This window comes from Pseudomonas sp. (assembly GCF_036387035.1).
GTDB lineage: Bacteria > Pseudomonadota > Gammaproteobacteria > Pseudomonadales > Pseudomonadaceae > Aquipseudomonas.
This window is the reverse complement of the sequence record NZ_DASVUM010000198.1, coordinates 12,293-25,618: the sequence shown is the minus strand read 5'-3', so window position 1 is coordinate 25,618 and position 13,326 is coordinate 12,293. Positions and strand designations below refer to the sequence as shown.

Genomic DNA, 13,326 nt, shown 5'->3' with positions numbered 1-13,326 from the left:
GGACTGGGGAGCGTCACCGCCGTGGGTGACGCTCCTCTTGCAGAACGGTCCGGTTAAAGGCCATAGCTCATCAGGCGCTCGTAACGGCGAGCCAGCAGCGCGTCGTTGTCGAACTTCTGGAGCATGCTCAGTTGGCTGCTCAGTTCTTCGCGGATAGAGGCAGCGGCAGCGGCCGGATCACGGTGCGCGCCGCCCAACGGCTCGCTGATCACCTTGTCGACGATGCCCAGGCCTTTCAGGCGCTCGGCAGTGATGCCCATCGCTTCGGCCGCGTCCGGCGCCTTCTCGGCGGTTTTCCACAGAATGGACGCACAGCCTTCCGGCGAAATCACCGCGTAGGTCGAGTACTGCAGCATGTTCAGCTGGTCGCAGACGCCAATGGCCAGCGCGCCGCCCGAACCGCCTTCGCCAATCACGGTAGCAATGATCGGAGTCTTCAATCGCGCCATGACGCGCAGGTTCCAGGCGATGGCTTCGCTCTGGTTGCGCTCCTCGGCGTCGATGCCAGGGTAGGCGCCCGGGGTGTCGATGAAGGTCAGGATCGGCATCTTGAAGCGCTCGGCCATTTCCATCAGTCGGCAGGCCTTGCGATAGCCTTCAGGACGCGGCATGCCGAAGTTGCGGCGCACCTTCTCACGCACCTCACGGCCCTTCTGATGACCAATCACCATCACCGGCTGCTCGTTCAAGCGGGCAATGCCGCCGACGATGGCCGCGTCGTCGGAGAAGTGGCGATCGCCATGCAGCTCGTCGAACTCGGTGAAGATATGTTGAATGTAGTCCAGCGTGTACGGACGGCGGGGATGACGCGCCATGCGCGCGATCTGCCAACTGGTCAGGTTGCCGAAAATGCTTTCGGTGAGCGTATTGCTCTTCTCTTGCAGTCGAGAGATTTCGTCGCCGATGTTCAGCGAGTTGTCATTGCCAACCAGACGCAGCTCTTCAATCTTGGCTTGCAGGTCAGCAATCGGCTGTTCGAAATCCAGAAAATTCGGGTTCATAGGCATCCGTCTTGGGTCGACGGCCAAGAGGCCGGCCGGTTGATCCGATAAGCGCCATACCTTAATGGAGCGGGCGCCTGTCGGTCGAGTTTAAAGTGTCGAGTCACATATGTTGAGCTGATCAGTGTCAGCGATACTGCAGGAAGACGTTCTCTCGTCCGAACTGGTCACGCAGCGCCTGAATCAGGCTGTCAGCGGGATCGATCCGCCACGCTTCGCCAAACTGCAGCAGTGCCTTGGCTTCCTGCCCGGTGTAATCGAGGGTGATCGGGCACGCGCCGCGGTGCTTCTTGCACAGCTCGCCCAGCCAGCGCAGCCGGTCGCCCTTCAGCGCTTCGGCGCGCACGTTCAGGCGCAGACTCTCAGCCAGCCCGGTGCGCGCCTCCTCCAGGCTCATCACCCGTTTGGCGCGTAGACGCAGACCACCGGAGAAATCATCGGTGCTGACCTCCCCTTCCACCACCACCATCGCGTCGGTTTGCAGCAGCGACTGGGCGGCCTGGAAGGAATCGGCGAACAGCGACGCCTCGATCCGCCCCGAACGGTCATCCAGGGTGATAAAGCCCATCTTGTCGCCCTTTTTATTCTTCATCACCCGCAGTGCGATGATCAGGCCGGCGATGGTCTGGGTTTCCCGCGAAGGCTTTAGATCGACGATGCGCTGACGCGCGAAACGGCGGATTTCGCCTTCGTATTCATCGATCGGGTGCCCGGTCAGGTACAGGCCCAGGGTTTCTTTCTCGCCACGCAGCCGCTCTTTAAGCGTGACCTCTTTGGCGCTGCGATGGTTCGCGTAGACGTCGGCATCGGCTTCGACAAACAGGCCGCCGAAGAGATCGGCGTGGCCGCTGTCGTGACTGCGGGCGGTCTGCTCGGCCGCCTGAATGGCTTCTTCGAGCGCGGCCAGCAGGACTCCACGGTTGCGGTCGATGTTGGCTTGATACTGTTTCGGCTCGTCATAGAAGAACGGCCCCAGACGGTCCAGCGCACCGCTGCGAATCAGGCCGTCGAGCGTGCGTTTGTTGACGCGCTTGAGGTCAATGCGTGCGCAGAAATCGAAGAGGTCTGCAAACGGACCGTCCTGGCGCGCTTCGGTGATGGCCTCTACCGGGCCTTCGCCCACGCCCTTGATGGCTCCGAGACCGTAGACGATACGGCCGTCGTCGTTCACCGTGAACTTGAATTCCGAGTTGTTGACGTCCGGCGCGTCCAGGCGCAGCTTCATGATCCGCACTTCTTCGATCAAGGTCACGACCTTGTCGGTGTTGTGCATGTCCGCTGAAAGCACTGCCGCCATGAACGGCGCCGGGTAGTGACGCTTGAGCCAGGCGGTCTGGTACGACACCAGCCCGTAAGCCGCCGAGTGGGACTTGTTGAAGCCGTAACCGGCGAACTTCTCCACCAGGTCGAAAATGTTACCGGCAAGGTCCGGGTCGATGTTGTTGGTCTTGCAGCCTTCGATGAAACCGCCGCGTTGCTTGGCCATCTCCTCGGGCTTCTTCTTGCCCATCGCTCGACGCAGCATGTCGGCGCCGCCGAGCGTATAGCCGGCCATGACCTGGGCAATCTGCATCACCTGTTCCTGATACAGGATGATGCCGTACGTCGGCGCAAGCACTGGCTTGAGGCCTTCGTACTGGTAATCAACGTGGGGGTACGACAGCTCCGCGCGGCCGTGCTTACGGTTGATGAAGTCGTCGACCATGCCCGATTGCAAAGGACCGGGACGGAACAATGCCACCAGGGCGATCAAGTCTTCCAGGCAGTCGGGCTTGAGCTTTTTGATCAGCTCTTTCATGCCGCGCGATTCAAGCTGGAAGACGGCCGTGGTTTCGGCGCGTTGCAGCAGCTCGTACGTCGGCATGTCGTCCAGCGGGATAAACGCGATGTCGAGTGGTTCCTCGTCGACCTTGGCGCGTTCGCGATTAATCGTCTTCAGTGCCCAGTCGATGATGGTCAAGGTCCGCAGACCGAGGAAGTCGAACTTCACAAGACCTGCCGCCTCGACGTCATCCTTGTCGAACTGGGTGACCAGGCCACCGCCCTCTTCATCGCAGTAAATCGCGGAGAAGTCGGTCAGCTTGGTCGGCGCGATGACCACACCGCCCGCGTGCTTGCCGACGTTACGCACAACGCCTTCAAGCTTGCGGGCCATTTCCCAGATTTCTGCCGCCTCTTCGTCCACCTTGAGGAAGTCGCGCAGGATCTCTTCCTGTTCGTAGGCTTTTTCCAGGGTCATGCCGACTTCGAACGGGATCATCTTGGACAGACGATCAGCCAATCCGTAGGACTTGCCCTGCACCCGCGCCACGTCCCGGACCACCGCCTTGGCTGCCATGGAACCGAAGGTGATGATCTGGCTGACCGCATTGCGGCCGTACTTCTCGGCCACATACTCAATGACCCGGTCGCGACCGTCCATGCAGAAGTCGACGTCGAAGTCGGGCATGGAGACCCGCTCGGGGTTGAGGAAACGTTCGAACAGCAGGTCGTATTCGAGCGGGTCGAGGTCGGTGATCTTCTGCACGTAGGCCACCAGCGAACCGGCACCCGAACCCCGTCCCGGTCCCACCGGCACGCCATTGCTCTTGGCCCACTGGATGAAGTCCATCACGATCAGGAAGTAACCGGGGAAGCCCATCTGGATGATGATATCCAGCTCGAAATTCAAGCGGTCGACATAGACCTGCCGCTTGGCCTCGTAGTCCGGCGTGGTCTCTCTGGGCCACAACACCGCGAGGCGTTCTTCAAGCCCCTCGAACGACACCTTGCGGAAGTACTCGTCGATCGTCATGCCATCGGGAATCGGGAAGTTGGGCAGGAAGTGCGTGCCCAGCTTGACGTCGATATTGCAGCGTTTGGCGATTTCGACGGTGTTGGCCAGCGCGTCCGGCAGGTCGCTGAACAGCTCGGCCATCTCTTCCGCGCTCTTCAGGTATTGCTGGTCGCTGTAGTTGTGCGAACGACGCGGATCGTCCAGCGCCCGGCCTTCGCCGATGCACACACGCGTTTCGTGGGCTTCGAAATCTTCCTGCTTGATGAACCGCACGTCGTTGCTGGCAACCAGTGGCACGCCATGGCGCTCGGCCAGCGCGACGGCGGCGTGCAGATGTTCTTCGTCGTTGATCCGGGCGGTGCGCTGGACTTCGATGTAGAAGCGGTCCGGAAACACCGTCATCCATTCTTTCAGCAACGAGTCGGCTTCGGCCGGGTTACCGCCGAGCAGCGCCATCCCGATCTCGCCTTCCTTCGCCGCGGACAGCGCAATCAGGCCCTCGCTGGCCTCGGCCACCCACTCGCGCTCGATCACCACCAGACCATTACGTTGGCCATGCATGAAGCCACGGGAAATCAGTTCAGTGAGGTTCAGGTAGCCTTTGGGGTTCATGACCAACAGGCTCAAACGGCTGAGCGGCGCATCGCGGTCGCGCCCGGCCAGCCAGATGTCGGCGCCGCAGATCGGCTTGATCCCGGCCCCCATGGCCGCTTTGTAGAATTTGACCAGCGAGCACATGTTGTTCTGGTCGGTCACCGCCACAGCCGGCATGTTCATGCCCGCAAGCGCCTTGACCAACGGTTTGACACGGACCAGACCATCAACGAGGGAATATTCGGTGTGCAGGCGTAGATGAACGAAAGAAGCCGGCATGGTTGATCCTATGGTGCAGAAAAAACGAAGGCCGGATTGTACCGGCCATTCAGGAAAACATCAGCCCGCGATCAGCTCAGTGGCAGGGACATGAAGCCGGTGGAAAGGATCATGTCCCGCGCAGCCCAGGCTTCACGGACCGGACCGAAGGAGCGCCGGTGGATGGGCGTCGGGCCCAGACGCGCCAGTGCTTCAAGGTGCACGGCGGTCGGATAACCCTTGTGGCCTCCAATGCCGTAGCCCGGGTACAACAGCTCCATGCGCGCCATTTCCCGGTCGCGACTGACTTTGGCCAGAATCGAAGCGGCGGCAATCGCCGGCACGTGCGCATCGCCCTGGATGACCGGGGCGCTGGGCACCGACAACTGCGGACAGCGGTTGCCGTCGATCAGCGCCAGTTTAGGTGTGATGATCAAACCTTCCACGGCGCGCTTCATGGCCAGCATGGTGGCGTGAAGAATATTCAGCTCATCGATTTCTTCGACTTCAGCCCGTGCGATGTGCCAGCACAACGCCTTTTCGCAAATCTCGTCGAACAGTCGTTCGCGCCTGGATTCGGTGAGCTTCTTCGAATCGTTCAGGCCGAGAATGGGGCGCTTCGGATCGAGAATGACGGCTGCGGTGACAACGGCGCCACACAGTGGACCACGACCGACTTCGTCGACGCCGGCCACGAGATCCTCGACGAGATTGAAGTCCAGACCCATTTGCATTGTTTGCTTGCTCATCGTGAAGGCGTTGCGCCAATCAGGTTCAACACGGCATCGGCCGCCTGATTGGACGCATCGCGACGCAAGGTTCGGTGAATCTCGTCGAAGCCGGCAGTCTGTGCATCACCGTTGTCCAGTAACGGCAACAGCGTCTGCGCCAGGGCCTCGGGGGTCGCCGCGTCTTGCAGAAGCTCCGGAACCAGCAAACGCTGAGCCAGCAGATTCGGCAGCGACACGTACGGACTCTTCACCATCCGCTTGAGTATCCAGTAAGTCAGTGGCGCCAGGCGATAGGCAACCACCATCGGTCGTTTGTAGAGCAATGCTTCGAGGGTCGCGGTGCCAGAAGCGATCAGCACGGCATTGCAGGCAGCCAGCGCCAGATGGGACTGGCCATCAAGCAGCGTCAGTGGCAGCTTGCGGCCTTGCAGCAATTGCTCAATTTGTTCCCGGCGCTGAGGGCTGGCGCAGGGCAGCACAAAATGAAGGTCAGGCCGCGCGGCGAGCAGGCGCTGCGCCGCATCGAAAAACAACGCACCCAGTCGCCCGACTTCGCCACCACGGCTGCCCGGCATCAACGCAACCACTGGCCCCTCGCCCAGACCCAGCTCGGCGCGCGCAGCCGGACGATCCGCGTCTAGCGCAATGGTGTCAGCGAGCGGATGCCCGACGAAACGCACCGGCACGCCCTTCTCTTCGTAGAAACGGGCTTCGAACGGCAGCAACGTCAGCATGAGGTCGCAGCCTTCGCGGATCTTCAGGACACGCTTCTGCCGCCACGCCCATACCGACGGGCTGACGTAATGAACGGTCTTGATCCCGGCCTCGCGCAGCTTGAGCTCGATGTTCAAGGTGAAATCCGGGGCGTCGATGCCGATGAACACGTCCGGCTTTTCGTCGATGAGTGTCTGAATCAGCAGCTTGCGGCGTGCGAGCAGCTCTTTGAGCCTACCCAGCACTTCCACCAGCCCCATGACCGACAGGCGCTCCATGGGGAAATACGACGTCATGCCCTGGGCTTCCATGAGCGGTCCGCCGACGCCGATGAACTCGACGTCCGGATGACGCGCCCTGATCGCACGCATCAATCCGGAACCGAGGATGTCACCGGACGCCTCACCGGCCACCAGCGCAATTCGCAAGCGGGCCATGATCAGCGGGTAATGCCGCGAGTCGAGGACTGAATGGACTTGAGGAACAGCTCGACTTCAGGAAACTGTGCAGCAGGCTCGCTCAACTCGGCAATCGCCTGCTCCACGGTCAGACCCTGGCGATAGACGGTCTTGTAGGCGCGGCGCAGTGCATGGATCGATTCTTCGGAGAAGCCGCGACGGCGCATGCCCTCGAAGTTCATGCTGCGGGCTTCAGCCGGGTTGCCGAACACGGTCACGAAGGCCGGGACGTCCTTGCCAATGGCAGTGCCCATGCCGGAAAAGCTGTGCGCGCCGATGTGGACATACTGATGCACCAGGGTGAACCCGGACAGGATGGCCCAGTCATCGACGTGCACGTGGCCGGCCAAGGCGGTGTTGTTGACCAGAATGCAATGGTTGCCGATGACGCTGTCGTGACCGATGTGCGCATAGGCCATGATCAGGTTGTGATCACCCAGCGTGGTTTCAGCACGATCCTGGACGGTGCCGCGGTGGATCGTCACGCCTTCACGAATGACATTGTGGTCACCGATCACCAGACGCGTCGCTTCACCTTTGTATTTGAGATCAGGCGTGTCCTCACCCACCGACGAAAACTGGTAGATGTGGTTGTGTTTGCCGATCCTGGTCGGGCCGCGCAGGATCACATGCGGACCGATCACTGTACCCTCGCCGATTTCCACACCAGGTCCGACGATCGACCACGGGCCGACCTCCACATTGTCAGCCAGCACGGCCGTCGGATCGATGATTGCGCGAGAGTCAATCAAACTCATAGTTTGCGTTCCGCACAGATGATTTCGGCCGAGCACACCGGCTTGCCATCAACCGATGCCTGGCACTCGAATTTCCAGATCTGGCGCTTGCAGCTCAGGAATTTCGCTTCGAGGATCAACTGATCGCCTGGCAGGACTGGCTGGCGAAAGCGCAGTTTGTCCGAGCCGACGAAGTAATACAGGGTGCCATCGGCAGGCTTCACATCGAGCATTTTGAAGCCCAGGATGCCAGCCGCTTGAGCCATGGCCTCAATAATCAGCACGCCCGGCATGATGGGGTGCTGTGGAAAGTGGCCGTTGAAGAAAGGCTCGTTGATGCTGACATTCTTGTAGGCACGAATGCTTTTGGTCTCGACATCCAGCTCCACCACACGGTCCACAAGCAGGAACGGGTAACGGTGCGGCAGATATTCGCGGATTTCGTTGATGTCCATCATTTCGAAGGGAAGCCTGTAGTAAAGATTGGGAGGCGCGACTAACGCGCGTCACTCCTCTAGCAAATCAAGGAGGCAGTTTATCGGCTGTGCACGCTTGATAAGAAAAAAGTATCAGCCATCAGATGAAGCTTTACCGCCTGAGGTCACTGCCTCGACAATCTTTTCCAGATGCTGCAGGCGCCGCGCCATGTCGTCGAGATGACGCATGCGTGCCGCGCTCTTGCGCCACTCCGCCGCCGGCTGCATTGCCGTTCCCGAAGAATACGCACCAGGCTCGGTGATCGACCGCGTCACCATGGTCATGCCGGTGACGAAAACCCCGTCGCAGATCTCAATATGGCCGACAAGACCAACACCGCCGGCGAGCATGCAGTGCTTGCCGATCTTGGCGCTGCCGGAGATACCGACGCACGCAGCCATCGCCGTGTGGTCGCCGACCTGGACGTTGTGAGCAATCTGGATCTGGTTATCGAGCTTCACCCCGTTGCCGATGCGCGTGTCATCCATGGCGCCGCGGTCGATGGCGGTGTTGACGCCGATTTCGACATCGTCACCGATGGTCACGCCGCCAATCTGAGCGATCTTCTGCCAGACACCCTTCTCGTTGGCAAAACCAAAACCTTCGCCCCCCAGCACTGCACCTGACTGGATCACCACTCGCTGCCCAATGCGGACGTCGTGATAGAGCGTGACGCGGGGGGCAAGCCAGCCGCCCTCGCCGATCACGCTGCGAGCACCGATGAAGCAATGCGCACCGACGGTCACGCCAGCGGTAATCCGCGCCCCGCTTTCGATGACCGCATAAGCGCCAATGCTGGCCGCCGGGTCGACGAACGCGTCCGCAGCCACTACCGCAGTCGGGTGAATACCGACAGCCGCTTTGGGCTTGGGATCAAACAGATGGGAAATGCGCGCGTAGGCGAGGTATGGATCAGGCACCAGCAACGCGTCGGCGGCGTACCCTTCTGCATCCGCCGGCTTGAGCAGCACGGCAGCGGCCTGGGTGGTCGCGAGGAATTTTCGGTACTGAGGATTGGCCAGAAAACTGACCTGATCAGGACCGGCTTCCTGCAAGGTCGCCAGTCCTGTGATGTGCTTGTCCTCCGGGCCACGCAGGGTGGCGCCGAGGAACTCGGCCAATTGGCCGAGTGTGATGGTCGCGGTCATTAACTTACTTCAGCTGATTCATGCGCTCGATAACCTGGCGAGTGACGTCGTACTGTGGTTTGACGTCAATCACGGCACCGCGCTCGAACACCAGGTCGAAGCCGCCTTTCTTGATGACTTCTTCAACAGCCTGATCCAGCTTTGGCTTGAGTTGCTTGAGCATGTCACGGTCAGCAACGGCCTTGGCTTCGTTCAGCTCCTTGGACTGGAACTGGAAATCACGGGCCTTTTGCTTGAAGTCCAGCTCCAGGCGCTCACGCTCCGGCTGGGCCATTTTGTCGCCACCGGCGACCAGACGATCCTGAATACCTTTGGCGCTGCTTTCCAGAGCTTTCAGCTTGGTCAGCTGAGGACCGAATTTTTTCTCTGCATCCACCGCGTACCGCTTGGCTGCGTCGGATTCGAGCAGGGCCATCTGGTAGTTCAGTACTGCGATTTTCATGTCAGCAAATGCCGGGCCTGCGATCAGAACCGTTGCCAGCAATGCCAATTGGGTCAACTTACGCACGATGTAACTCCTACAGAATCCGTTGTCGTTAGCAGTGATCAGCCCTTAGAAGGTCTGACCGAGAGAGAATTGGAAGACCTGAGTTTCGGTGCTGTCGTCCGGTTTCTTGACCGGCATTGCCAGGGCAAAACTCAACGGACCCAATGCAGTGACCCATGTCACACCCACACCCACGGAGCTGGCCAGGCCGGACAGCTCTGGGCCATTACATTCAACCTTCTGACCGTCGGTCGTGGTCTTTTGCGAGCCGCAGTTGGTGTTGAACACGTTACCCACGTCCCAGAACAACGAAGTGCGCAGCGAACGCTGATCCTTGATGAACGGCAGCGGGAACAGAATTTCAGCACCGCCGGTGATCAGGACGTTACCACCGAACGGCAGCGGATCCTGATCCGGGTCGGCAAGGGTGCCACTGCCTGCACGGCCGCTACTTGGCGTACTGCGAGGGCCCAGCGTACTGTCCTTGAAGCCACGTACCGAGTTGAAGCCACCGGCGTAATAGTTCTCGTAGAACGGCAGACCTGATGTCGAGCCGTAACCGTCGCCATAACCCAGTTCCGAGTGCAGGCGCAGGGTGTAGTTGTTGGTGATCGGGTGGAACAGCTGGCCGCGATAATCAAGCTTGTAGAACGACAGGTCGCTGCCCGGAATGGTGGTTTCCAGGGTCAGGCTCTGGGAGCTGCCGCGGGTTGGCAACGTTCCTTTGTTCAGCGTCGACTCGGACCAGCCAACGGAGGCCTTGAAGTTGGTGAAGCTGTCGCCTTCTTTCTCGATGAAATCGAAGATCTCATCAACGGTGTATCGGCCAGTGCTCAGCTCATCCTTCTGCACCGACAGGCCAAAGTTCAGGCGAGAGGTCTCGCTGATCGGATAGCCCATGTTGATGCCGGCGCCCAGGCTGTCTACCGAGTAGCTCGCCACGTCGACGTCGAGGTCGTCGTAGTCGGTCTTGCGGTAGAACGCGCTGTAACCAAGGCTCACACCGTCCGGCGTGAAGTAAGGGTCGACATAGCTGAAGTTGTAACGGGTCTGGTATTCGCTTTTGGTCAGACCGATGCTGACTTTGTTACCCGTACCCAGGAAGTTGTTCTGGCTGATGGAGCCACCCAGGATCAGACCGGCGCTTTGCGCAAAGCCGACGCTGGCGGTGATCGAACCGGACGCCTGCTCTTCAACGGCGTAGTTCACGTCTACCTGATCGTCAGTGCCAGGCACCGCAGGGGTCTCGACGTTTACTTCCTTGAAGAAGCCCAGACGGTCAAGACGGGTCTTGGACTGGTCAATCAGGTAGGTGGATGCCCAGCCGCCTTCCATCTGGCGCATTTCACGACGCAGCACTTCGTCTGCCGTCTTGGTGTTGCCACGGAAGTTGATGCGGTTGACGTAGGCGCGTTTGCCCGGATCGACCACAAACGTGATATCGACCGTGTGGTCTTCATCGTTCGGGGTCGGCACGCCGTTGACGTTGGCGAAGGTATAGCCCTCGTTACCCAGACGACGGGTGATCAGCTCGGATGTAGTGGTCATTACCTTGCGGGAGAACACCTGGCCCGGCTTGACCAGCAACAGGGATTTGACTTGATCTTCGGGGACTTTCAGGTCGCCGCTCAGCTTGACCGACTTGACGCTGTACTTCTCGCCTTCATGGATGTTGACGGTGATGTACACGCTTTTCTTGTCGGGCGTGATGGACACCTGGGTAGAGGCGATGTCCATGTTGATGTAGCCGCGATCGAGGTAGTACGAACGCAGACGCTCAAGGTCGCCGGAAAGCTTCTCACGGGCGTACTTGTCGTCGTTCTTGAAGAAGGACAGCCAGTTGGTGGTTTTGAGTTCGAACAGATCCACCAGATCGTCTTCAGGGAAGACCGAGTTGCCCACCACGTTGATGTGCTGGATGGCGGCGACGGCGCCCTCGTTGATGTTGATCTTCAGACCCACACGGTTGCGCGGCTGCGACACGACTTCAGTGGCGACTTCTGCTGAGTAGCGGCCCTGGGCCACGTACTGACGTTGCAGCTCGTTGCGGACGCCTTCCAGCGTGGCGCGCTGGAAGATCTCGCCTTCGGCCAGGCCCGACTGCTTCAGACCCTTCATCAGGTCCTCAGTGGTGATTGCCTTGTTGCCTTCGATCTCGATACTCGACACTGACGGACGCTCGACAACTGTAATGACCAGGACGTTACCGTCGCGGCCCAGCTGGATGTCCTGGAAAAATCCGGTTTTGAACAGCGCACGAGTTGCGTCGACAAGACGCGCATCATCGGCCTGTTCACCCACGTTCAACGGCAGCGCACCAAACACGCTGCCGGCGGAAACCCGCTGCAGACCGTTGACACGGATATCGGAGATAGTGAAGGACTCGGCGTGAACTTCGGCGATCATCAGTACGGCAAGAACCGCAGTTAGCAGCAGACGTTTCATGAAGTCCTTTCTTATTCCAACTGGCAATAAACAAACTGCCGCAAAATGCGGCAGATTCACAATTCGGCGTAGCTTTTACAGTCGTCCCAGATCGTTGACCAGTGCGAGCAACATCACTCCAACCACCAGACTGATACCGATCTGAACCCCCCAGCCCTGCACTTTTTCCGACAGTGGTCGACCACGCGCCCACTCGATCAGATAAAACAGCAAGTGCCCCCCATCCAGCACGGGTATGGGCAGCAAATTGAGAACGCCCAGGCTTATGCTCAGATAAGCGAGGAAATTCAGGAAGTCACCTACGCCTGACTGGGCCGAAGCGCCCGCCACTTTAGCAATGGTTATCGGTCCGCTCAAGTTTTTTACCGAGAGCTCGCCGAACAACATTTTCTTCAGCGAATCGAGGGTCAGCACGCTCATGGTCCAGGTTCGCCGCGCGCCTTCTGCAACGGCGGCTACAGGGCCATAGCTGACCTCGCGCAACATCTCCGGCGGCCAATCCACGCCTTTCACGCCGGCGCCAAGATACCCGGTCGCAGCCGTGCCTTCTCCGCGCGTCACCAGATCAACCGGTACTTCAAGCTGCGCACCGTCACGTTCGAGGCGTATCGAAATTCGCGTATCGGGATGGACACGAACCCAATCCACCACCTTTTGCCATTCGTCGACAGGCTCACCATTGAGGGCCAGCAGGCGGTCTCCGGTTTTCAACCCAGCCGCCTGCGCCGGACCTTTCGAATCCAGCTCGGCCAGGACCGGTGGCAAGGCCGGACGCCACGGGCGAATACCCAGTGACCTAATCGGGTCAGGCTCGTCCGCGCCTTTCAGCCAGTCATTGAGCACCAGTGAACGCGGGGTTTCGACGTCAGAACCCTGCTCGCGCACCTTCAATGCGATGCTGCCGGTCTCGCCGAGGCGCCGCACCAGCTGCAGGTTCACGGCCGCCCATCCGGTTACTGCGTCTCCATCAACGGACACGATTTCCTGACCGGCACTGAGCCCGGCCTTTTCCGCAATACTGCCTGGCTCGACGCCACCGACCACGGGCCGGACCTGCTGGCTGCCCATCATTGCGAGTACCCAGAAAAATACAATCGCCAGCAGAAAGTTGGCGATCGGTCCGGCAATCACGATGGCAATGCGCTGATAAACCGTTTTACGGTTAAAGGATTGGTCCGCCAGCTCGGGCGGGACATCGCCCTCCCGTTCGTCGAGCATTTTCACGTAGCCACCGAGCGGAATGGCAGCCACTACATACTCGGTGCCCTTGCGATCGCTCCAGCGCAACAACGGCATGCCGAAGCCCACTGAAAAACGCAGCACTTTGACGCCACAGCGCCGCGCCACCCAGAAGTGCCCGAACTCGTGGAACGTCACCAGCACACCCAGCGCAACCAGGGTGCCGACAATCATATATAGCGCGCTCATCGCTGCTCTCCGGGTACCGATCTAGCGGTGCGTTGAAGCCCACATTGCGTGCAAATCAGTAAAAACATTGCG

10 protein-coding genes are annotated in these 13,326 nt (G+C 59.9%); all 10 read right to left on the bottom strand.

Annotation, left to right across the window (positions count from 1 at the left end):
- Positions 1–53: 53 nt before the first annotated feature.
- A complete protein-coding gene (locus tag VF672_RS18900; protein ID WP_331106073.1) occupies positions 54–1,001 on the bottom strand; it encodes an acetyl-CoA carboxylase carboxyltransferase subunit alpha in 948 nt (315 codons plus the stop codon).
- A 127-nt stretch (positions 1,002–1,128) separates the two neighbouring features.
- Positions 1,129–4,650, bottom strand: a complete 3,522-nt coding sequence (gene dnaE, locus VF672_RS18895) for a DNA polymerase III subunit alpha (protein ID WP_331106072.1) — start codon at positions 4,648–4,650, stop codon at positions 1,129–1,131.
- A 71-nt stretch (positions 4,651–4,721) separates the two neighbouring features.
- On the bottom strand, positions 4,722–5,363 hold the full coding sequence (gene rnhB / locus VF672_RS18890) for a ribonuclease HII (RefSeq protein WP_331106107.1): 642 nt from the start codon (positions 5,361–5,363) through the stop codon (positions 4,722–4,724).
- Between the two features lie 11 nt (positions 5,364–5,374).
- Complete coding sequence (lpxB, locus tag VF672_RS18885; RefSeq protein WP_414705632.1) at positions 5,375–6,511, bottom strand: lipid-A-disaccharide synthase; 1,137 nt, start codon at positions 6,509–6,511, stop codon at positions 5,375–5,377.
- Positions 6,512–6,513: 2 nt separating this feature from the next.
- Positions 6,514–7,290, bottom strand: coding sequence for an acyl-ACP--UDP-N-acetylglucosamine O-acyltransferase (lpxA, locus tag VF672_RS18880; protein WP_331106071.1), 777 nt, complete (start codon positions 7,288–7,290; stop codon positions 6,514–6,516).
- On the bottom strand, positions 7,287–7,727 hold the full coding sequence (gene fabZ / locus VF672_RS18875; protein ID WP_037014232.1) for a 3-hydroxyacyl-ACP dehydratase FabZ: 441 nt from the start codon (positions 7,725–7,727) through the stop codon (positions 7,287–7,289). The genes lpxA and fabZ overlap by 4 nt, the downstream gene beginning before the upstream one ends.
- Positions 7,728–7,838: 111 nt before the next feature.
- Positions 7,839–8,894: a UDP-3-O-(3-hydroxymyristoyl)glucosamine N-acyltransferase gene (gene lpxD, locus VF672_RS18870; RefSeq protein ID WP_331106070.1), complete on the bottom strand. Its 1,056-nt coding sequence runs from the start codon at positions 8,892–8,894 to the stop codon at positions 7,839–7,841.
- A gap of 4 nt (positions 8,895–8,898) precedes the next feature.
- Entirely contained in the window at positions 8,899–9,402 is a 504-nt protein-coding gene (locus tag VF672_RS18865) for an OmpH family outer membrane protein (RefSeq protein ID WP_037014235.1), read from the bottom strand.
- A 45-nt stretch (positions 9,403–9,447) separates the two neighbouring features.
- The gene (bamA, locus tag VF672_RS18860; RefSeq protein WP_331106069.1) at positions 9,448–11,826 is read right to left on the bottom strand and encodes an outer membrane protein assembly factor BamA; all 2,379 of its coding nucleotides are present in this window, start codon (positions 11,824–11,826) and stop codon (positions 9,448–9,450) included.
- Between the two features lie 75 nt (positions 11,827–11,901).
- Positions 11,902–13,254 (bottom strand): sigma E protease regulator RseP, encoded by a 1,353-nt coding sequence (gene rseP / locus VF672_RS18855; RefSeq protein ID WP_331106068.1) that lies wholly within the window; start codon positions 13,252–13,254, stop codon positions 11,902–11,904.
- Positions 13,255–13,326: the final 72 nt, after the last annotated feature.